The following is a 21222-nucleotide window of genomic DNA, read 5'->3' as shown; positions in this document are numbered from 1 at the left end:
GTGGAGTTCCTTCTTGCTACGCCAGAGTTTGAAATCAGGGGCCATTCCTATGAAGGTTTCCCGATTCTTCTCAAAGCCAATCATGATGTTTTTGTTGAAGGAATGGAATTTCTCGTTCATCACTGCTTGAAACGTGGAAGTGTGCAAAGCCGACGTAGTTGGGAAACGTTTGGAAGGGATCTGTGTGATTATTTCGAGTTCATTGAAGCCAATGGTTTTGATTGGAAAGAGCTTGATCACCGAAATCACGAAACCCTGCTAGCCCTGTATCGCGACGTTTCTTTTGATCGATTTAACCTCAGCGTCTCTACGGTAAACCGACGACTTCATCTGGTGATCAAGTTTTATCAGTTTGCCCTCAAACAAGGTTGGGTAAGCACGTTGCCGTATGACCTTGAAACGGTGAGAGTCAGACAGACAAAGGGTTTCCTAGCACACACAGACACGTCCGGGGGGTATGCCGTAAAGCCTGATGTGCTTTTGAAAACCACGCCAACCAAGATCAAAGTCCTCAACAAAGAGCAGGTCGATGAGCTGCTGAAAACCATCAAGAACAAAACGCTCCGACTGATCGTTCGGTTGGCGTTGCTGACGGGTTTGCGTAAAGAGGAGCTGCTGACAATTCCAGTTCACTACATATCTGCGCCCCAGTCGATCTTGGCTCGAAGTCATGTGGTGGTTGAGCTTGATCCCCAAGAGATGAGCACCAAGGGAGACAAACCACGGACGATCCATGTGCCGATATCATTGATGGCGGATCTCTGGGATTACGTCATTCACGAGCGTCACGAAACGATCCGAAAACACGGGAGAGACTCAAAAACCCTCTTTGTAACCGCCAAGGGCACCCCCTGGAGCTTTCGAACCTCGCTTAACAATCAACTGAACCGATTGAAGCTGTCGTTCGCCTGCCATCCCCACATCCTGCGTCATACCTACGCGACGCACACCCTGAAATCGTTGATGTCCCGAAAGAGCACGACTTTCAATCCCTTGATCTATGTCCGAGATCGTCTCGGCCACAGCAGCATCACGACGACGGAAAAATACCTGCATTTTCTCGACCATATCGAAGACGACCTGCGCACCAGTTATCAGGAAGAAATTGAGGAAACGGCGAAGGAGGCGGCCTGCGCATGAAAAAGGATTTCACGTTAGAGGGACATGAGAGTGGTGTTCAGGAGGCTGGCGAAACTGCGACTGAGGCGACAACCACCACCATCGATCAAGCGCGACCCTCAAAACCGGCAAACACCGTCGTCGCTTTTCCCGAGAATACCACTAGCATAAGAACCGCTGATTTCGGGCCATTTTACGGTCAGGGATATGACGACATTGCGGCGGCCTGCCAATGCACCATCGAAAAGCTGGTCGCTGAGAGCGTCAAAACTAGGGGGAAAATCCTTAGTGTAAGTACGATTGCGGGTTACTGGAGAACTGGTTTTCGCTCCTTTGCGCCCTTCCTGTCGTTGCTTCACACAGCCAGTAGCGAACGCCTTACTATGGCGGATCTTAGCGCCGACAGCATCACCCAATTTCTCCAGTACCTGAGAAACGAGCCCCTCAAATACGGTGCGCAAAAAGCCCATTTTGCTAGTACCAAAGCTCTGCTCGTAGCCTGTCATCGATTCGGGTTCTGGCCGGAAGTGGATAGGAAAACGGTCTGGCCTGCTAATCCCTTCCCGAATTCCAACAAGCGAGCAAAGGGTCAGAAGGCGCTCAGCAAGAATGAAAAACGCTTTCTGGTAAAGGCGCTGCGCAAAGACATGGAGCGTATTGTGGCTCAATCGGAGCCACTGAGTAGATACGATTTGGCCGTATGCGTCTTGTCCATTGCGCTGTCTACCGGAATGAACCTGACGCCCATTCTGGAGCTGACCACAGACTGCGTGCAGCCTCACCCGCTCAAATCCAACCTGCGGCTGCTAGTGAGCTTTAAACGTCGCGGTAACGCCACGCACGTTGTCGCACTGAGAAAGTCTGAGGAAGTGCCTGAGATGGCCAGTATCCATCTCTATGCCGCCGATGCTATTGATCTGATCGTTACGAGGAACGCCACGACACGCGCCCAGTTCGATGACCCAAATCGGCTGCTGGTCTACAAGGGAGCTCGCGGCAAGTACGTGGACAAACCATGCCGACTGACGAGCTCCGTATTGAATTACAGCATCAACGCATTCGTTGACCAGCATCAGCTTCAAACGGACGATGGCAAGCCGCTCACGTTGAATGTCAGCCGGCTGCGTCAGACGCTGCTGAACCGCATTTGGGAAATGTCGGGCCAAGACCCTCTGATGACGGCCAGAACAGGACGGCATGCCGTGGAAACTGGCAATGCCCATTACTGGGAGGCACCACCGGAAGCGGAAACCAACATGCGTTTTTTGGGCGAGGCCCGAGTGGAAGAATTGCTCAGCACGCCGACGATCATTGCCAGCGATCGAACCCCCGTCGCGTCCTGTCAGAATGTTCGCCGAGGGCACCGCGCCCCGAAAGACGGAGAGCCCTGTCAAGACTACTTGGGCTGCTTCCGATGCAAGAGCTTTGTGGTGACTGGCGATGACCTTTATCGCCTGTTCAGCTTCTACTGGGCAGCCCTGCGCAATTACGACACTTTTGGTGGCAAGCGCTGGGCCAAATACCTCAAGCAAGTCGTTCGACTTATCGACGAAGAGATTGCGCCACACTTTGATGCAGTTTTTGTGAGCAAACAGCGGGAGAGGGCCAAACACCAGCCGCATCCGTTCTGGCGGGACCTGAGCATGGCGAGGATGGCGATATGATCGAGATTGCCGGCGCAGAGGTACTGGCCGACCGTGAACGTTTGCTACGGGCTCTGCCCCGTGGTGAAGGGCTACACGGCATCATTACCACGGATCGAGCCGGTAAGGTGCTGTACGTGCTTTCTCGGTACGAAGATCCAGTGTGGTGGTTGCCCAAATCCAACACTCCAGGCTCTGTAAGAGACAGCGTACGAAAGTTGGACTTTACTCGAATAACCGGGGAGCAACTGCGATTCGAGGCCAAAATTATCATGGCACGGTTGATCTGGAGGGAGGTCTCTCTGAGCAACAACTCCATCAAAAACGCTTTCAATGCGTTGGTTCCATGGCTGAACTGGTTAAACGATCAAAACATCAGCAGCCTGGCGAAGGTCACGCCTCTCGTCGCAGCTCGCTATGTGCAATACATCCACAGTGCTACCTCGGTTAAGAAGTCTGGAAAGCCGTTTGAGAGTAAGACAAAGTGGACCAGGCTATCGGCTGTTGAACGATGCTGGCAATTCCTCAGGGATACCCCAAGCACTTTTGATCATCCATGGCCCGAGAGCTCTGCTATTGCGCTGTCGGGGCACAAGAAATCAAGCCAATCCAAGACCGACATTATTCCAGATGATATTTTACGGCCTCTGTTTCAACACGCCGAATATCTACTCAGTCGAGCTGAAGACATATTGCAGCATCAGTGCGCTCTGGCTGACTTCCAGCCTTCCTCCGAAAATCGAACGGATCAAGCCACAGAGAAGACTAGCTTCCTGAAAACCCGAGGTTGGGATCAGGGGCTACGTGCACTGACCAAGGCACTATGCGACCTGCGTGACGGCTGTTTCGTGATTATTCTGACTACGACAGGTATCCGGGCTCATGAACTCGGCAATATCAGGCGGGATCAGTGGTACAGCGAAGTTCGAGATGGCGAGCGGTTCTACTTCCTCGGCTCACGCTCAGACAAAACCTATGCGGGCGAAACCTCTTGGTTATGTCCCGAGATCGCCATTCAGGCAGTGAGAGTATTGGAACGGCTGTCGGAACCCCTACAGACTGGGCTTGAGCAGGCTCTGAAGGAGGCCGAAGTCTTCGAAGATTACGAGGAAATGACGCGTTTACAGAGCTGTTCTGGTTGCATCGGGCTAACCAGGTCAAGCGCAAAGCAAAATAGGATCACTTTGCTCAGTGGTGCCGCTCTGATTCATAGGGTTAGGAAGTTTGCGAAGAACCTCGGGATGGACTGGAAACTCGCCCCCCATCAGTTCCGTCGCACCTTTGCCAACTACGTTGTCCATCACAAGTTGGGCGATCTGCGGTATTTAAGGGATCACTTCAAGCACTGGAGCCTGGATATGACCATCCTGTACGCAATGAACGAGGCCCAGGATCTTGAGCTCTACGACGAAATCTACGCTGCTTTTGACGGCAAGCGTCAGGCCATTGTCGGTCACTGGTTGGAGCCTGATACGCCGCTTTCAGGTGGCATGGCCGGTCATATTCGCCAAATGCGGAGCCGCTCGGAAGAAGTGCGTACCTACAAAGACCGGAAAGAGATGATTGAGGCTATCAGCGAGCTGGTGTACCTGCGGTCCACCGGTATCGCTTGGTGCACCAACGATACCGGCGTGGACTGTGCGGGTGGCCAATGCGAGGGCTGTGAGCATGGCTGTATTGATGACAGCCATAAACCGTTCTGGGAAGGGCTTTACCTGCAACAGATCGAGCTTCAACAGATCGACGATCTGGATGACTCGGGCTCAAAGACCGTCGAGCGCACCATGGAACGCTGCGAAAGGGTTTTGACGGATCTCGGTGTAGACATCAATCGCCTCAAGGAGCAAGTGATTGATGTCGAAGCCATCTGAATCAGACACTCACAAGCGTATTCGGCTGGCCATTGTTCGATTGGAAAAAGGCCAGCCCAAGGTCGTTGAGAAGGGCAGGAAAGTCTCGGTGGCCGCTGTTGCCGAAGAGGCCGGAGTCAGTCGAGCCTTGATCCACAAAGACTACCCAGACTTGATGGAGCGCATCCGGGGCAATGCCAACAAGGCGATCCAGTGGCAACGTGATGAGAAGCACGAGAAACTCAAAGAAGAGCGTTTTAAGAATCGTCAGCTACGAGAAAAGATCGTGGAACTGACCGAGCAGCGCAACGAACTTGCTTCAAAAAACGCGACTCTTGAGCTCGAAAACCGCCGACTCTCGGCAATCTTGGACAGTAAAAACGTTACAGTTTTTAGGGGGAAGTCGAGTGAGTAGTGCTATACAGATTTTGGCCGGAACCTTTTTCTTCCACTTTTAAACAAAAGCGAACATTCGAGTCAGGGCTCTCCTCCGGAGTCTCCAAACTAATCACAGCCATTTCATCCAGTGTGATTGGCGGGGCAAATTGCAGACGCTGAATGATCACATGGCAGAGATGGCCATGCTCGGCTAAGCTATATTTTTTTGATTCATGTACCGCGCGATTGATGGTTCAAAGTCAGTAATCATGACGCAGTCGAATTTCTGAAATGACAAAACGCGCTGCCAATTGCTGTTATACATTCTGAGGAGTCCGCAGTGTTCTTTGTGCTTCGTGATGGTGAGCAAATGAAATTTGCGGATGCAGAATTTTCTTACCTCGCGGAGCTGTTGAGCTCCATTGATGTCTCCTTGGTTAGAACAAACGCACGAATAAAACAGTCTGATGTGTGGAATATAGACTGTTTGTGTGACAAAGGAGAATACCTAATCGGTGTGGGTTTCTGTGCAATGCAGAGATACCTGTTCGACATTCTACGTGACGTGAAAATTGACCCTGGCCTCGCTAGAGAATTAGGGCCCAAAAGCACAAATGGGGTCGCGGTAGCAAAATTAGTCCACTCGGCGGCCAACTACTGGAAGCATGAACCTGAATGGCATTCTTGGCTTTTGGAACTTCAGGATAAATCACAAAAAACAGTAGACACCATTCTTCATAGTAGGGATTCGGCCGATTATCCATTATCAGAGCTGCTTGCTGACTTCTGTGGAGAAAATGACTTATTGTTGGTCAATTGCTTGCCTTATTTGAGTGAGTGGCGCTCGGCGGTTTGGGAGCACTTTTCAAAAAATGTATAACAAGGCCAGGCATGGCGACGTCTACTACATCGCGGCTGCGCCTCCATTCCGTAGCCGCGCGTGCTGAGCGGCATTATCTTTTCACCGCAGTCGCAACCAACATTCGGAGTATTCATGGGACTTCTCGGAAAAATATTTGGCTCTAAGGTCGCGAACAAGACAAGCGGTGAGCTTTTCAAAGAAGCCACGCAGTTGAAAAAAGCTGGGGAGTGGGATGGCGCGGTTGAAGCCCTGAGGCAAGCATATAAAAACGCCAAGTCTGAGGGGGTGTCCTATGGTGCTAACTTCTATCTTCGATTGCCAAAATATCTCTATGAAGCAGGAAGATCGGACGAGGCGTGGTCGGAATACAACCGAGCTCTGACAGATGGATTAGATGGGCAAGCGCCATCAGAAGAAATGGTCGCAGTAGACCAAAGCCAGATCTACGGCTCGATGGCTGGCCAGTTGAAGAAAGAGAAAAAGTTCTATGATGCAGCTGTTTACCAAGTGGCATCAGCCCTTTCTTGGGAAAAAGGTATGCTGGAGCAGCAGAGAGAATCAGAGCTTAATTTTGATTCATTTCGGAAGACTATTGAACAAACATTGAAAAAGCACGGTTCTAAAGAGGCCCACAAACAATTCCTTGCCTTGGTTAAAGAGGCAGTGTCCAACCCGAAGGAGTATCAGGTAGCCGACCTGATTACTCAGCTAGGTGACCTTAAAGAAAGATAACCCATATGAGCCTTCTCGGATTCAATAGGCAATAGTCATTTTTTTGGCCGCGCCAGCGGCCAACCTAAATCCATGAGCAAGAACGCCTGCTTCGTCAGTCTCGCGGAGCTGTCAGGCACTTACAGCAAACACATATCGGGGCTCTCTTATGTGGCTTTAGGCCACAGCCTGACCGGTCGTTCCATCGGTCGGTCAGGGGCACCCTTGTATTGCTTGGTCGCCTTCCAGCTTAGCGGGCAACCGCTGGGACTGGGGAGAAGGCTCAATCAGTATCAAGGTCTGGCAAAGCGACGCGTACTGCATTGCGGCTTCGTCTCCATTCCGTAGCCGCGTATGCTGGCAGGAGTTAAACGTTATAAAGAGAGGACTCTCTGTGAGGAATCAACAATTTTTATTGGTCACATTTTTACTGGCCGTGTTGTCGGGCTGTGCATCAATGCCCGGTATGCCGGGCTATATTTCAGAGGAAAAATCCAGTTTTGACGGATCTACTCAATTAAGCATGGAACCTGCTTTTGTTTATAGAGATAACGACGGTTTTAGCGGTAGTGACTTGAAACTTTCCCTACTCTGGCGATCAACCATGGAAAACGACGATATTGTTCTTGAGGCGTTCGTGGACGGAGCGCACAGCTTTGCTCGTGGCGAGTCACTCCATTTCAATGTCGACGGAGAAGTGGTGAGTTTTAAAGCTCTCGAGGAGCTCACAAATATCGATTATGAGCCGGGAGTGTATTCAACTGTTTATGTACCCGGAGGTAATGTTTCCTCAAAACGGTACCTTGTCAGCAGGGATTTCATCACACGCATATTAGAGGCATCGCAAGTAGGAGTCAGGTTGGACTTGCGTCGCAGTTTTGTTGAGGGAGTGTTCTCCGACACTACGTCATCATCTGCTCATGAGGCCTTTGGAGCATTCATGCAGAAAGTGGAGCAAAAGTCCTGACCTGTTTAACTAGGTGGTCAACGGGACCAACTGCGCTGCTATCCGTTGTCGCCCATTGCCACTGGCGTTAGCTCTACAACCAGGGAGATCCTATGATCGAGTTCGAAGAAAGCGTGTCGACGCCCGAGAGCTGGTTTAGGCAATCGTGGGAGATGTATGAAGCTTCCAAGGCACTCTACGAAGTTTTTTCAGATCGAGAACCGATTCAGAGCGAGCATGATAATTATCGTCGAGTAGGGGCAATGAAGGGCGCCATGCTACTTCTTGGCCTATCCGCTGAAAATGCCTTGAAAGGCGCTTTTGTATTCAAGTCTAAGCCGGATCTTTCCAAAGACCGGTTGGACCCGAAGCATTTCCACAAAATTGCGCATGACCTTTCAGATGTTGCATGGAAGTTGGATATGGATCTCACCGAATCTCAACGCGACCTTCTTGAGCGGCTCACTATGTTCGTGCATTGGGCATCTAAGTATCAGGCGCCATTAAGAAAATCAGAGCACGAGAAGGCAAGTGGAAAAATGAAACTGGTGTATCCGTCAGACTACGAGCTTGTAGAAGAGCTGATATCGGATCTTCGGAATGATTCAGGGTTTGACGAGACATATGGTTGGCCGTAAAAAAGCTAACAATAGGCTGTTGGCGCACAATTTTCCCACCGTTTTGGGCCTCCAAAGCTCTGCGTTATCGTCCAAGCCAAACGTCCGATTTGCGACCGTTTTAATGGCCGAAGGATATTTTTAAACTTCGACCAAATGGGGATTTCAATAACATGACTGCCATATGGTTAGCGTCAGGCGCTGCAAATAAATACACTAGGCCTTAATAGAAATTTGCAACTGCGAGGAAGGTTTTCCTGCATCAGGTATTACCTGAACTCAGTTTTGTAAAAGGTCCCCTCGCAATGTTGTTTGGAGTTATTTATGGCTGGTACCGGAGTAATAAAAATAAATTTCCGAAATCTAGTGTTCTTGTGCTTGCCAATTTTAGCTGCGTGCGGTGGGTCATCTGGAGGAGATGATTTGGAACCAGTCATCGCTTTCGGCTCTGATCCAGAATTGTCTGCAAGCTATGTATCGACTGACATCACTCTTGACTGGAGCGACCGAGGAGCCACCTACAACCTGTATTACGCTCAGGAAAGCGTTGAAATGGTTGGCAACTACGGCGTTTATGAGGGGGCAAACTTAATCCAAGACGCTACCCCGCCAGTCACAGTGACCGTTCCCTCATTGAAACCTGTGTATTTTTTCCGGCTCACCAAGATCGAGAACGGCATTGAATCTCAACCAAGCAACGAAATAATCGTCACGCCGCGGTACACCGTGACGAATGGAGGTGCGTCAATCATCGATGAGGTCAACCGACTCGAATGGGACCGATGCGTTAGCGGACAAACCTGGAACGACAGCACACAAAGCTGCGATGGAGAGCCTAATAGAGTGAACTATCTCGGTGGTGCTGGCGCTCTTGGACTGGCAAATGACGCGAACGCACGGGTGCCTACCATTCCAGAGTGGTATTCGCTATTCCGGGTAGGGGATGAGTTTTATTACGATCTCGATAATCGAGATGTGGATTACTCCCTCGAGAAGGCACAAACCCTTGATGCGCCAAGAACCATCTCAAATCTCTTTGTTGATCCTGGAACCAGTGTTCGATATTGGGCGGCTTCAGATTGCAGTCAATACGGCCCATCAGGCGATGTCACAAATTTCGTTTGGCCCGGCGAGAATAGTATAGGCGCTGCCGGTGTCAGGTGCGGTTCTTATAATTTCGAACTCTACCTGAGAGCGTTGAAAAGGCTGTAGACCTATCTCTCAGGACTTTGCTTGGCCGATCTACCCCGTGCTGAGACTAGTAGATTCATTGCCCGACGGCGCTCGTCGGCGAGACCGCCGTAGATCACCGATCCATTCCGGGACTCAAAATCTGGCCAGTTGAATGTCCGCTTTGCGACCAGCGCGGACAAGTTATGGTGACAATTTCCAGCCACATTATGGTGGCATGACCAATCGACAGATAACAGGGCTGGGCTTTGATTGGTATTTGAGTTTCAAGTTTTTGATCAGCCAATGTTTGTCCGGCGCTCCGGCAACATATGCCTTATCGATTACTGAGAGCCATCCGAGTCTAGCGCAGTCGTAGATCGAAGCTGACTTTTAAGATTTCCTGAAAGTCAGCTCTGTTAACGACAGTAAACTGCAACTGGTCTGAATCCAGTTTGACGAACGCCATCCCGTTGCCTTCGAAATAGCCCTTCTTAGAGTCCTGATCCTTCAAAGGTCCTTTGAGTCCGTAGGCTTTGTCCGGCGCTGTTCCGGATATGTTTTCAAAATCCACCCACTCCTCTTTCCACTTAAAACTGCTGATCGGCCAGAGAGTCGGCCAGAAAATGCCAGAAGAGACGAGCTGGTAGACGGGATAAGGCTCACCGTTAACCGTCAGTTGGGCCGCAAAATGGGCATGAACGTCTCCAGACAGAAAAAACACATTTTTTATACCTTCTCCGACGATACAATCGATTAGTTGCTGTCGCTGATGTTTCGCACGGGCCCAGTTATCAGGCTTTCCGTTGCCTGGAGTGTCTGCATCGACAATGACCGTTGTGCCGCTGGCCACGAATTTGATTTTCTCTGGGTCCTTTTTCAACCATTCGAGAAGAGCCCCAAACTGCTCGTTGTCGAGCATTTTGTTTGGCTCTCTTTGTGCCCGAGTGTCACAAATGAAAAACCGGGCGAAACCGCGATCAATGTCATACCAGTGCCGCGTAGGAAGCTCATGGTCACCTTGGCCCTTGATGTAGGCAACATATTCGTTTTCAGGCACAACCTTGTCGAAGACCGGGGTGTAGATCAGCTGATGCGCGTAGAGCGCATTCATGGCATTGTCGGTACGTTCAGGATGCTTACGACTGTATTCATCAAGCCCTTCGGTGAAGTCGTTGTGAACTTCATGATCGTCGAACGCCATGTATAGCGGAATATGACTGGCTGCTTTACTGAAATGTGGCTGCGAAAATGCCTTGCTGTAAATGTGCTGAAACTTTTCTTCGCTTGTTGCTGGCCAGAGGGGGCCGAGTGCATCGGCGTAAATCTGATCCCCCAGGAGAAGAATGAAATCCAGCGGTGTTTGCTCATGTCTCTGGTAAACCGCCTTGAAAATTTTGTCTGTTCTTTTGTCGAGTCGGGAGAGCGGTTTTTCGTTCCTCCGCCGAAAAGCCATGAACTTGGGGTACATGCACGATCCCATGGCAAAATGCAGAATCTCCTGCCTGTCGGGTGCGGTATTAAACCGTCTCACAACGACGTCATCCCACACCAGTTGCTCTAATTCATCGAGGCAGCGTTCATCCTCAACGTAACCCATCTGATACTCATAGCATGGAGATCGATCCAGCTTGCTCAGTTCGAGCGCTCCTGAATAATGGAAGTTTCCGTTAAATCGAAAGCGCGCTATCAAAGCATTTTCAGGTTCACCTTCAGGCCACCAGCGAAGAACGCCAACGTTGAATTTTTCGCTATCGCTATTAAGGTTCTCAGCCGTATCAGGAGATATGGCGCCCCAGAGCCGGGCGGAGCATACAGTGGTATGGCCAACGATCGGGCCCAGTTCTATTTCTTTTACAGACGCCATAAGAGGTGTTCCTCCGTGATCACAATTGTTGCGCTTCAATTAAATGTGCCCAACAAGCTGGAACAGTGCAAGCTTTAGCGTTTCATTACTCCAACCATTTTCAGCTTACGGCCAAAATTTCACGCCACAAATTTCTTGAAGACGTCTGGCATGCTGATTCTGACGCGGAAGCCCGTGGACTGCGTTACCAAATCATGAGGTCTATCACGGAAGAGGACGGCAATCTTGGCGACCAACTAACGCAAAAAGAAATGTACTCGATTCTCGGGGCAACGAGAGAGCTTGTGCGACAGTTGGCTTCTCATGACAGACCCTTCTATTCTCTAATCATTGGTAAAGAACGTCTGGGCGCGTGGGAGATAAAAAACCGGCTTAGCGTCGTTAATCGGATGCCCCGATTGGGCGCCACTAACTATTTGCTTTAGCGGTTGCGGCGGTTGTCTCTTCTAATGCGGGTCGGGCTTTTGAATTGGTTTTGGTGACAACAAAATGAAAATATCACTAGATAAAACAAAGAGGATAGCTGTTTGCTATCAGCCAAACAAACTTAGTCCTCTTTACTTTGAGCGATGTATCTGTATACACAACTCAAGCGGAAAGTCTCTATTCTGTTCAAGCAAATCGGTTTTTTTGCCAGGTGACGGCTTTCCAGTAATCGATCAGCACTTGATCTCACTTTGGGATACCCCGGAACAAAATAATCTAGCAGTCCGTTTCACAGATGCTCTGATATCGGTGATCTCTAAATTTTCGAGCACTGGATTCGACAAACACGAATTAAAAAATAGCACTGATATACTTTACAGGCTAAAAGTTGGAAAGCCGCATTTCTGGCAATGGTCAAGTCATGAGGATTGGCTGAAAATTACAGCAAAAATATTATTCGACGATGATGAGCCAATAGCTATTTTCGGAGATACCTATATTGATAGCAGAGGTGTGAGATGCGTAAAGAATTTATGCGTATTGGTTTTATCTGATTTGCTGAACAAACTAGGTTTCAGCGTCGAGCCTATTTTGGAACCAGACGGTGACATACTAATCGACTCTTCAGACAAAACTAGCTTCGAATCTTTTAATGGGATTGATTTGCTTTCACCACAACCTTTTGCGGTTTTGGTTGGTAATTTGATATATGATCCCAATGAAAAGTCTTGGGATGAGTTAGCAAAAATTGTTAACGATATCCGGTCGAAGGCTTATGGTATAAATGGAATGAGGGTCTTCCATCAGTATTTGAGTAGACTTTCAGGTTTAGAAAGCCAGGAGCAAGTCCTGACGGAGTTTTTAATTGCCAGAGAAAAGTTCATAAAAAACGCGGAAGACTATGGCCTTAAAGTCAAAGAAGGAAATATATTGGCTAATCTTTCTGCAAGTGAGGAGTTTTTGAAGTTTATTAATAGGTTGACGCAAGAGAACGGCATTAATTCGTCTTTTAATTTTGCATTGGAAGGACTTGGAGTTGTCTTAAAATTGATAGGATTAAATAAAAAAATAAAAAAATCAGGGTATGAACGGTTTTTCGTTGACCAAATTCTCGAAAAGAACGGAATCGCACATTTAATGCAGGTCGAAAAGCTGTTAGCCCAATAAGAACTCGGACGACGAGAGGCTTGGCGGCTTCCTCGGCGCAGCATACCTTGAAATTTGTAGCCTATGCTGGGCGTTTAACTACTGATCTGAATGCCCGCTTTGCGTCCAATTTCGGCGTGATGTGAATGTTCGCTTTGCGACCAGGCCGAGCTTCCCAAACTCTAAACAAAAGCGAAAATTAGTAACCTCTTTTTAAAGATCTACGCTTCCATTGGAAAGCGGATCTTTTTGCCGCGCCGAAATGGGCTACTCAGGATAGCCTAGATAGTGCTCCAAAGATCACATTCGTCGCTTAAACGCCTCACATCAGCCGGCCAAAAAGCGTAGAGCGGTTTTTGGATTGGATGGATGTGTTTGTTAGCTGCTTTATAGTTTTAGCGTTTCTCCAACTGAAGGATGAGTTCATCAAGAGCTTTTTGGCAAGCCTGCGCCCTGTTATCGAGTGATTTGTACATACTAAAAATGTCGTTGACTTCATTGGTGATATTTTCTCGCATATTGTTCATTAGTTCTTCTCTCATTTCTACACCATCTTCGCCACCAGTTTCTTCGGATTCGTCTACTGAGGTTAAATGCTCACCAAATTTTTCAAACGACTCTGCTGCCGAACGTAACCATTGCATTTTTTGCAGAATAATATTCAATTCTCTAGAAGGATCTCGAAGAGCATCTAGATATGTCATGGCAGAGTAGGCATCTGTCGTACGAAAATGAGGTGAGAATAGACTTATCAGCGAATCGATATATTTAATCTGTGTATCCACTCTATTTTTTATTGTGCTAAATATGTGGTGAGGATTTCCTAAAGCCAATTCATATGATGGGTTATATGGGCCATCAGGCATCTCACCAGCTAGTTTACGCCTAACAGCTTCAAACCCTGCTTCAATAAAATCAGAATCACCACTATTTTCAACAGCCATCAGAGATTCATGAATTGGCTCATAAGCACTCTTAAGGTGTGGACACATTTTTATACGTTCATTCCGAATCTCGATATTCCTTTTCATTGAAACAACCCAGGAAACTAAAGGCGTGATTATCACAATGGTGACTAATATACCTATAGCTTCAGACAGCAAATTCAAGGGCAACCCTTCGTCGTTGAGCAAATCTACTATCTGATCAAGCATAAGTCCTCCTTAACCCTCAAAAATATGACCATAACTTTCTGTGAAGTTCAGATTAGAGCATAGGAGGAATTGCCATGAGCAGCCAATGTTTGCGACGGATTGAAGGATGCTGATTTAAGAGGTTTGGAGTTAATGCTCGGAGAATAGGTATTACTAGTGGACTTGCCCCAATACGCATGACACTCCCGCCCCTCAAAAAGAGGCCTGAGGACTGGCCCCTGAACGTTCGCTTTGCGACCCTTACGAACGCGTTTAAGCTCTTGGAGAATTTTCCCCCTGCCGGGTATGAACAGCCACCTAAAAGTTGTTTGGCAACCTCCTGCCGTCCCACGATATTCAACGCGATTCCTGAATCTTGAAAGGTTACAATGAGCTCAAAATTACTCGGAAAACACCAAAAAGTGTCACTTTACTGATTTCTCGTAAAAACAGGCACTTGAGAAAATGTTACATGTTACTGGAGTACTAAAACCATGAGATATCACAGAAGACCGACCGCCACAGCAAGCAGGGCCTCTCAAAACCGTGGAGGGCCAGGGATGGCCCGACCGAGCCTACATGGACGTACTTGCGGCGAGTTTTGAGAGGCCTTGCTTGCTGTGGTGTGCACCGTACTATCAGTCGAGTTGATACGATCTGATAAATGTCGGATTACGGCTTCGCCTAATCCGACCTACCGGTGTATGCGGCTGGGGTCAGAGTTGGCCTATGTTCGGGGTAGAGACCGAGACATCCCCATTCTGACCACGATGGCGCAGATAATGATCCATCAACACAATGGCCATCATCGCCTCCGCAATCGGCGTCGCACGAATGCCCACACAGGGATCATGCCGCCCCGTGGTAATCACCTCCACGGGATCACCGTGAACATCAATGCTCCGCCCCGGCAACCGCAAACTGGACGTCGGTTTCAACGCAATACTGGCCAGGATCGGCTGCCCCGACGAAATGCCGCCGAGAACACCACCAGCATGGTTCGACAGGAACCCTTCCGGGGTTAACTCATCCCGGTGCTCCGTGCCTTTCTGGTCAACACACCCAAAGCCGGCACCAATCTCAACGCCCTTCACCGCGTTAATGCTCATCAACGCATGAGCCAGGTCCGCGTCCAGTCGATCGAAAATCGGCTCACCCAAGCCGGGAGGAACGCCCTCCGCGACCACATTGATACGCGCACCGATGGAATTGCCCTCTTTGCGCAGGGCATCCATATAGGCTTCCATCTCCGGCACCTTATCGGCATCCGGGCAGAAAAACGGATTCTGGTGAACCTGATCCCAATCGATCTTCTCAATGCGGATTGGTCCCAACTGGGAGAGATATCCCCGGATCGTGATGCCAAGACGCTGCTCCAGAAACTTCCGCGCGACGGCACCGGCGGCGACCCGCATCGCTGTCTCGCGCGCAGAAGATCGACCTCCACCCCGATAATCCCGAACACCGTACTTGTGCATGTAGGTATAGTCGGCGTGGGCAGGACGGAACTGCTCCGCGATCTTCGAATAATCCTTTGAGCGCTGATCGGTATTCTCGATCACCAGCCCGATGGGGGTGCCGGTGGTCTTGCCTTCGAACACCCCCGAGAGGATCTTCACTTCGTCCGCTTCCCGGCGCTGGGTGGTATGACGCGAAGTGCCGGGCTTACGGCGGTCCAGATCCCGCTGCATATCAGCCTCGGACAGCTCAAGCCCCGGAGGGCAACCATCAATAATGCACCCGAGCGCAGCCCCGTGGCTCTCACCAAAGCTGGTCACCGTAAACAATTTTCCGAAGCTATTTCCCGACATGATTCAGTATCTTATCCAGGGTATTTAATGTAGGTCTTCAGCAGTCAACAGAAACACACCGTCGCCGCCATTCTCAAATTCCAGCCAGGTAAACGGCATATCCGGATAGGCTTCCTGCAACGCCACCCAGCTATTCCCGACCTCAACAATCAAGAGGCCGCCGGGGTTCAGGTAGTCGGCTGCCCTCGCGAGTATCCGATGAGCGATGTCCAGCCCATCTCCCCCGGCAGCAAGGCCAAGTTCCGGCTCATGGCCATACTCCGCCGGCATGTCTGCGATGTCGTCGGCGTCCACATAGGGAGGATTGCTGAGGATGACATCGTATCGACCTTCAAGCCCATCAAACACATCGGACCGTACCGTGCTTACCCGGTCACCGACCTCGTGGTAGTCGATGTTGACCGCCGCCACGTCGAGGGCGTCGGTAGAGATATCCGCAAGGTCCACCTCGGCATCCTCGAATACGCTCGCGGCTGCAATGCCAATACAACCACTGCCAGTGCACAAGTCCAGAATCCTGCCCACGGGTTTGTTGCCCAGCCAGGGTTGCAACCCGCCTTGAATCAGCTCTCCCAGTGGTGAGCGCGGTACCAGCACGCGTTCATCCACATGAAATGGCAGCCCCATAAACCAGGCTTCACCCAACAGATAAGCCAAAGGAACCCTGTCGTCAATACGGCGTTGCATGCGATCGAGGATCAGCGCACGTTCTTCACGGGTCAGCCGCGCATCCAGGAACAGGGTATTGTTTTCCAGAGGCAAATGGAGGCTGCGCATAACCAGTTGGACAGACTCATCCCACACGTTGTCCGTGCCGTGGCCAAAATAAAGCGGCGAATCGGCAAAGCGAGAAGAAACGTACCTCAGGTAGTCTCTGACGGTATGCAGGTCATCAATGGGGTTACTCACGCACTCTCGTCCTGTTCGGAAATGATCAAGGCGCCAAATTATACGCTCTTTCCGGCACAGGCTGCAGCCCACCGCCGCAATTGCGGTTTAGAGGTCATATCGCCATCGGGCCAGAGCTGTTCTGATTCTCTTCATATCTGTCCAACGCGGCGGCCATGCGTTCCCGTCCAAGCTGAATCAGTTCCGGTGCCTTGTGGTAGTCATAGCTGCGGCTGGCGTTCTTGGGAATGTTCACCAGCAAATCGGGTGGATACCCAGCGATCTTGTATTGTACCAAGGCGCTTTGCATGGTTTCGACGGTCAGGTTCATGACATCGAACTTACCAATACCCAGCTTATCCCAGTCAATCGTCTCGTGATCATCCTGATGTTTCTTCGGTTCCGATTTTATCGCGGGCGTCTTTTTATTGTGCTCGTTCTTCGCCACCGCCTTGCTGATTTTCTCTTCCGGTGAAGCCGACGAACCACCCTCTTTCTTGGTACTGAAGGTCTTCAGGGCATCCCAGTCAAACCAGCGGGAGGCCTTGTCACGGATTTTTTCGACCCATTCCTCGGTATCATCGTCGTCAGGGTTTGCAAACGCCGCATCCGGCAATCGCCGCCCGCGGTCATCTTCGCCACTGAGGTTTACGGCCACAATCATATCGGCATGGGAGGAAATGGTCGGAATGATCGGCAGTGGATTGAGCAAGGCGCCGTCCACCAGCACGCGGCCATTCAACACCAGAGGCGTCACCACACTGGGTATGGCAACCGACGCCCGGATGGCCTGATCCAGCGGCCCTTCCTGAAACCAGATTTCCTTATGGGCAAGGAGATCCGTCGCCACAGCCGTATAGGCGATCGGAAGGTCTTCAATTCGGGTATTCCCAATCATTTCCCGCACCACGGAGAATATCTTTTCTCCACGAATGGCGCCGACGGAGCTAAAAGTCACATCCAGCAGCTTCAGCACATCGAACTGACCCAGACCGGTTACCCAGTCCTTGTAATCCTTCATCTTGCCGGCTGCAAACACGCCCCCGATCAAGGCTCCCATGGAACAGCCGGAAATAGCGACAATGTCGTAGCCCCTTTCCACCAATATCTCAATCGCGCCTATATGGGCGTAGCCCCTGGCCCCGCCACTGCCAAGAGTCAGCGCTACGGTCTTGCCCTTGCCGGGAGCCGTCGGCCGGGGATCGCCTTTCTCGGACGTCGACTGAGCAGCGGATATACCGGTGCTCGTGACAATCTGAGAGATATCGTCTGCTGGCTTCTGCTCTTCATCCTGAAGCTCGGTCTCGGATGGCCCGTTCATCCCCATCACTTCGTAATCACCATCACTTCAACCCGGTCACCTTGACGGTCGGGATTTGGTATCACAACCGTGGGGCCAACCGTAATGATCATCTGGCGGCTTTCGGAAACACCACTTTTGGCCAATACCTGAGAAAGTGACTGCGCTGCGGCCTCTGCCCGTTCCATAGACGCTTCCAGGGTTTCATTATCCTTGAGCTGGGAATAGGCCGTCAGCACTACTCGGGCTTCAGCTTCGCCAGCCCAGTCATTGATGATGCGCCGGTCGGCACCGCTCCACTCAAAGCGGTAGGTGATGCCACCCTGCCAGGGCACAATTACCGGCCCCTTGATTCTGGCGCTTTCGTTGCCCATGCCGGGAATATCGGTTCCCTGAGGGGCGACCAAATGCTCAACCCAGACAAACTGACGCTGGTTGGCGCGGGTAACCGTATACACCAGCGTCAGCCACGGCTGGCCGTTCTCATCGACCGAACCGGCAACAAGATAGTCCTGATTGTTGTCCCGCCCATAGAGACTGGATTGATCGAAAATCTGGTTGGCCCAGACGTTACTGCGCCCGCAATTCCTTCCGGAACATTCAAACAATATCTGGGCGCCACGGGCCTGCAATTCCCTTAGATAGTGATCGCGAGCCTCTTCACGGTTGGCGCCACCCTGGACTTCATACAACTGCCCGACGCCCTTGACCGGGAGCCGGGCCATGGACGCGGAACGGATCTCGTTGTTCACCTCACGAACCGGGCTGAACAACACCAGGTGCCCCGGCGACTTGATGCTGATTTCCTGATCAAGGCGCGCCTCCGGAAACGGTTCCGGCGGTGGCATTTGCGCCGACACCATGGTCGAAAACCCCATGAACATGGCGGCAACCCACACTACTGACTGCGACAAGCGCTTATTCTGCATCGTCTAAAAAGCCTCTGACTGCATCAATGACGGGCTCAACATCCCCGTCCAGGTGGCAATGGTGGCCTCCGGGCACGGCCACCACATCCAGGTTCGCGATGGCATCCAAGCGTGAATCGAGCTCGGGGCGGCTGGCCAGAAGCCCCTGCGTCGCACGCAGGAAACGCGTTGGCGTGACCACTTTCTTCAGGCAAGCGCTCACTTGCGCTTCGTCCATCATCATCATCGAAGGGTGACGCAAACGCGGATCGGTTTGCCATACAAAACCCTCTCCGGAGGATTTCATGCTACGCGCCACCAGCATCCTCGCAGCTTCCGGCGACAAGGGGATCATACCGCCTTCCCGAGCCTTGGCTGCCAACTCTATATCAGGGTATACGACCGCTTTTCCGGAACCCGTCATTCGTTTGATGATTGACTTGCGCATCTGCTCGATCACCTCATCCGGTTTACGGCTGATCGGCCCTATGCTGTCGATCATGACCAACCGGTGCACCCGTTCCGGAAACGCCGCTGCGTATAGCACACTGACAATCCCGCCGAGTGAATGGCCCACCAGGTCAACCTGCCCTCCCGGCGAGTCTTTGAAGTGGGTCTCAACCAGTTCCGCCAGGTCCGCCACGTAATCCATCAACTGGTAACCTTGGCCTTCAGGTCGGTGTCCGGAACGCCCGTGCCCGGCCATATCGAGGGAGTAGACATCGCGATTGCCTGACAACGCCGGGGCTAATCTGGCAAAAGAGAGGGCGTTGTCCAGCCAGCCGTGGATCATCAGCACCGGCCAGGTTTCCGAGGCTTTGGCAGCGGGCCAGTGCAGGCCAGCCAGGTCGATGTGTTTAAGGGACCAGTTGATTTCCCGACACGTCATTGTTGTATCAGGCGGGGTATCCAGAATGGTGTCATTCATTGAAGCGCTTACATCGTGTGGGTGGGTCGATCCGAGCTCAATGAACCCGCCAGGTAGGACTCGATTTTGGTACGCGCGGTTTCGTCTTCACCATCGAACTGCACACCAATGCCCGCTGCACGGTTGCCCTGGGCACCCTTCGGGGTAATCCAGATCACCTTGCCCGCCACGGGGATTTTTTCCGGCTCATCCATCAGGTTGAGCAACAGGAACACTTCATCGCCCAATTGATACTGTTTTTGCGTGGGAATAAACAACCCGCCCTGCCGGATATAAGGCATGTAGGCGGCGTAGAGTACCGCCTTGTCCTTGATGGTCAGCGTGAGAATGCCACTGCGTGCGCCAAAACCAGGCCCCATAGTAAACACCTTTCTCTGTATTGATCGCTCTGTATCGATAGCAACCGGATTAATAGCAACCGGAGTCAATAAACTCCTGATATTCCGCAATCATAGCAGTAGTTGTTAATCACTGCCCTATCCTGCCGCGCCCTTGGCCGCTCCGTTTATCCCGTAGCTGGTCTGCGGCGCGGCATGAGTTTCTGCCATGCAATCAGCAAACGGCCCGCTTCCAACTCGGGGTTCACGTTGTAAACGCCGGCGGACCTGGACTCGTGGATCGCATCCAGGAGCTCATGGGCCCGCCAGGAAGGATTGTTTCTGGCAAGGAACGTTAACATGTCTGCCGCTTCCGCATCCCTTGGCTGACCGCCGGCACTGATGCGGGCCAGGTCACCGGCCCAGCCTTCAAATAGCCATAGAGCACTTTCAAGCCCCATTGCCTTGAACGGCTTTGCAGCCTCGGAAAGAGTGAGCTGACCCTTCATGAAATGGCGGAAGTTGTCCAATGCCTCATCCCGCAGGCTAATAAACTCTCCGGTAGCATATTCCAGGGCCAGCCGCGGCGCATTGGCTGCAAGTACCAGCGCCTTAGCGCATTGCTCCGGCGTTGGTCTGTTGTCGCCATCCATCGCTTTGACCGCCGTCGCCAGCCAGCCAGCAGCCTGATCCCCGTCCGGCGTGGCGATCAGCAAACTCTGGCAGCGGGAACGGATCGTCGGCAATACCGGCCTGCCACTCTCCTGCAGCAGCAGAAGCACCACATCTTCGGCGGGTTCTTCCAGGGTTTTCAGCAACGCGTTGGCGGAATTGATGTTCAACTGGTCCGCCCGATCAATAATGGCCACCTTGCGGGAGGCCACCTGGGGAGAGCCGACCGCGAATGCGGACAGCGCACGAATCTGATCAATCTTGATCATCCGTGATTTTTCCGGTGCGTAAATTCGGATATCCGGATGGGTGCCCGCGGCAACCAACTCGCACTGCTTGCAGATGCCACAAGGGGACCCCGCGGCCATATCCGCCTTCTCACAGACCAGCAACCCGGCCAGCGCGTTGGCAAACAGACGCTTTCCCACGCCGTTCTCGCCCGTCACCATCAGGGCATGGGGCATCCGGTTGCCGGCGATGCGTTGGAGCAATCGGCTCCAGGCGTCTTCAAGCCATGCCATGGTTGCTAT

19 protein-coding genes are annotated in these 21222 nt (G+C 51.4%); 10 read left to right on the top strand and 9 right to left on the bottom strand.

Going from position 1 to position 21222, the window contains the following annotated elements; genetic code table 11:
* From R1T46_RS13145 to R1T46_RS13105, 9 genes are all read left to right on the top strand, one after another.
* A complete protein-coding gene (locus R1T46_RS13145; RefSeq protein ID WP_317305727.1) occupies positions 1 to 1140 on the top strand; it encodes a tyrosine-type recombinase/integrase in 1140 nt (379 codons plus the stop codon).
* A complete protein-coding gene (locus R1T46_RS13140) occupies positions 1137 to 2783 on the top strand; it encodes a hypothetical protein (RefSeq protein ID WP_317305726.1) in 1647 nt (548 codons plus the stop codon). The genes R1T46_RS13145 and R1T46_RS13140 overlap by 4 nt, the downstream gene beginning before the upstream one ends.
* On the top strand, positions 2780 to 4633 hold the full coding sequence (locus R1T46_RS13135; protein WP_317305725.1) for a tyrosine-type recombinase/integrase: 1854 nt from the start codon (positions 2780 to 2782) through the stop codon (positions 4631 to 4633). The genes R1T46_RS13140 and R1T46_RS13135 overlap by 4 nt, the downstream gene beginning before the upstream one ends.
* Entirely contained in the window at positions 4617 to 5027 is a 411-nt protein-coding gene (locus tag R1T46_RS13130; RefSeq protein WP_317305723.1) for a TetR family transcriptional regulator, read from the top strand. Before R1T46_RS13135 ends, R1T46_RS13130 begins: the two co-directional genes overlap by 17 nt.
* A gap of 303 nt (positions 5028 to 5330) precedes the next feature.
* Positions 5331 to 5870: a hypothetical protein gene (locus R1T46_RS13125; protein ID WP_317305721.1), complete on the top strand. Its 540-nt coding sequence runs from the start codon at positions 5331 to 5333 to the stop codon at positions 5868 to 5870.
* Positions 5871 to 5984: 114 nt separating this feature from the next.
* Positions 5985 to 6584, top strand: coding sequence for a hypothetical protein (locus R1T46_RS13120; protein ID WP_317305719.1), 600 nt, complete (start codon positions 5985 to 5987; stop codon positions 6582 to 6584).
* 373 nt (positions 6585 to 6957) lie between these two features.
* Complete coding sequence (locus R1T46_RS13115; RefSeq protein WP_317305717.1) at positions 6958 to 7530, top strand: hypothetical protein; 573 nt, start codon at positions 6958 to 6960, stop codon at positions 7528 to 7530.
* A 92-nt stretch (positions 7531 to 7622) separates the two neighbouring features.
* On the top strand, positions 7623 to 8147 hold the full coding sequence (locus R1T46_RS13110) for a hypothetical protein (protein ID WP_317305716.1): 525 nt from the start codon (positions 7623 to 7625) through the stop codon (positions 8145 to 8147).
* Between the two features lie 402 nt (positions 8148 to 8549).
* The gene (locus R1T46_RS13105) at positions 8550 to 9338 is read left to right on the top strand and encodes a hypothetical protein (protein WP_317305715.1); all 789 of its coding nucleotides are present in this window, start codon (positions 8550 to 8552) and stop codon (positions 9336 to 9338) included.
* Between the two features lie 322 nt (positions 9339 to 9660).
* On the opposite strand, the gene R1T46_RS13100 is transcribed toward R1T46_RS13105, so the two are convergent.
* On the bottom strand, positions 9661 to 11163 hold the full coding sequence (locus R1T46_RS13100) for an alkaline phosphatase D family protein (RefSeq protein ID WP_317305713.1): 1503 nt from the start codon (positions 11161 to 11163) through the stop codon (positions 9661 to 9663).
* A 489-nt stretch (positions 11164 to 11652) separates the two neighbouring features.
* Here R1T46_RS13100 and R1T46_RS13095 point away from each other — a divergent pair, with 489 nt between their 5' ends.
* Positions 11653 to 12756 (top strand): hypothetical protein, encoded by a 1104-nt coding sequence (locus R1T46_RS13095; protein WP_317305712.1) that lies wholly within the window; start codon positions 11653 to 11655, stop codon positions 12754 to 12756.
* Between the two features lie 374 nt (positions 12757 to 13130).
* Here the strand turns inward: R1T46_RS13095 and R1T46_RS13090 are convergent, their stop codons facing one another.
* From R1T46_RS13090 to holB, 8 genes are all read right to left on the bottom strand, one after another.
* Positions 13131 to 13889 (bottom strand): hypothetical protein, encoded by a 759-nt coding sequence (locus R1T46_RS13090; RefSeq protein WP_317305711.1) that lies wholly within the window; start codon positions 13887 to 13889, stop codon positions 13131 to 13133.
* Positions 13890 to 14584: 695 nt separating this feature from the next.
* Positions 14585 to 15679: a chorismate synthase gene (aroC, locus tag R1T46_RS13085; RefSeq protein WP_036205479.1), complete on the bottom strand. Its 1095-nt coding sequence runs from the start codon at positions 15677 to 15679 to the stop codon at positions 14585 to 14587.
* Positions 15680 to 15703: 24 nt separating this feature from the next.
* Complete coding sequence (prmB, locus tag R1T46_RS13080) at positions 15704 to 16588, bottom strand: 50S ribosomal protein L3 N(5)-glutamine methyltransferase (protein WP_036205478.1); 885 nt, start codon at positions 16586 to 16588, stop codon at positions 15704 to 15706.
* Between the two features lie 94 nt (positions 16589 to 16682).
* Complete coding sequence (locus R1T46_RS13075; RefSeq protein WP_317308312.1) at positions 16683 to 17894, bottom strand: patatin-like phospholipase family protein; 1212 nt, start codon at positions 17892 to 17894, stop codon at positions 16683 to 16685.
* Complete coding sequence (locus R1T46_RS13070) at positions 17894 to 18796, bottom strand: DUF4892 domain-containing protein (RefSeq protein ID WP_317305710.1); 903 nt, start codon at positions 18794 to 18796, stop codon at positions 17894 to 17896. Before R1T46_RS13070 ends, R1T46_RS13075 begins: the two co-directional genes overlap by 1 nt.
* Positions 18786 to 19703, bottom strand: a complete 918-nt coding sequence (locus tag R1T46_RS13065; protein ID WP_317305709.1) for an alpha/beta hydrolase — start codon at positions 19701 to 19703, stop codon at positions 18786 to 18788. Before R1T46_RS13065 ends, R1T46_RS13070 begins: the two co-directional genes overlap by 11 nt.
* Before the next feature lie 8 nt (positions 19704 to 19711).
* A complete protein-coding gene (locus R1T46_RS13060) occupies positions 19712 to 20062 on the bottom strand; it encodes a PilZ domain-containing protein (RefSeq protein ID WP_007152597.1) in 351 nt (116 codons plus the stop codon).
* A 146-nt stretch (positions 20063 to 20208) separates the two neighbouring features.
* A complete protein-coding gene (holB, locus tag R1T46_RS13055) occupies positions 20209 to 21213 on the bottom strand; it encodes a DNA polymerase III subunit delta' (protein ID WP_317308311.1) in 1005 nt (334 codons plus the stop codon).
* Between the last annotated feature and the right edge of the window lie 9 nt (positions 21214 to 21222).

The organism is Marinobacter salarius (genome assembly GCF_032922745.1).
GTDB lineage: Bacteria > Pseudomonadota > Gammaproteobacteria > Pseudomonadales > Oleiphilaceae > Marinobacter.
This window is presented reverse-complemented; position numbering and strand designations above follow the sequence as displayed.

Coding starts and splice junctions, on each gene's coding strand:
- R1T46_RS13095 (WP_317305712.1), top strand. CDS start 11,653: ATGAAAATATCACTAGATAAAACAAAGAGGATAGCTGTTTGCTATCAG.
- R1T46_RS13090 (WP_317305711.1), bottom strand. CDS start 13,889: ATGCTTGATCAGATAGTAGATTTGCTCAACGACGAAGGGTTGCCCTTG.
- R1T46_RS13075 (WP_317308312.1), bottom strand. CDS start 17,894: ATGGGGATGAACGGGCCATCCGAGACCGAGCTTCAGGATGAAGAGCAG.
- aroC (WP_036205479.1), bottom strand. CDS start 15,679: ATGTCGGGAAATAGCTTCGGAAAATTGTTTACGGTGACCAGCTTTGGT.
- R1T46_RS13130 (WP_317305723.1), top strand. CDS start 4,617: ATGTCGAAGCCATCTGAATCAGACACTCACAAGCGTATTCGGCTGGCC.
- R1T46_RS13065 (WP_317305709.1), bottom strand. CDS start 19,703: ATGAATGACACCATTCTGGATACCCCGCCTGATACAACAATGACGTGT.
- R1T46_RS13070 (WP_317305710.1), bottom strand. CDS start 18,796: ATGCAGAATAAGCGCTTGTCGCAGTCAGTAGTGTGGGTTGCCGCCATG.
- R1T46_RS13140 (WP_317305726.1), top strand. CDS start 1,137: ATGAAAAAGGATTTCACGTTAGAGGGACATGAGAGTGGTGTTCAGGAG.
- R1T46_RS13060 (WP_007152597.1), bottom strand. CDS start 20,062: ATGGGGCCTGGTTTTGGCGCACGCAGTGGCATTCTCACGCTGACCATC.
- R1T46_RS13100 (WP_317305713.1), bottom strand. CDS start 11,163: ATGGCGTCTGTAAAAGAAATAGAACTGGGCCCGATCGTTGGCCATACC.
- R1T46_RS13120 (WP_317305719.1), top strand. CDS start 5,985: ATGGGACTTCTCGGAAAAATATTTGGCTCTAAGGTCGCGAACAAGACA.
- R1T46_RS13135 (WP_317305725.1), top strand. CDS start 2,780: ATGATCGAGATTGCCGGCGCAGAGGTACTGGCCGACCGTGAACGTTTG.
- holB (WP_317308311.1), bottom strand. CDS start 21,213: ATGGCATGGCTTGAAGACGCCTGGAGCCGATTGCTCCAACGCATCGCC.
- R1T46_RS13110 (WP_317305716.1), top strand. CDS start 7,623: ATGATCGAGTTCGAAGAAAGCGTGTCGACGCCCGAGAGCTGGTTTAGG.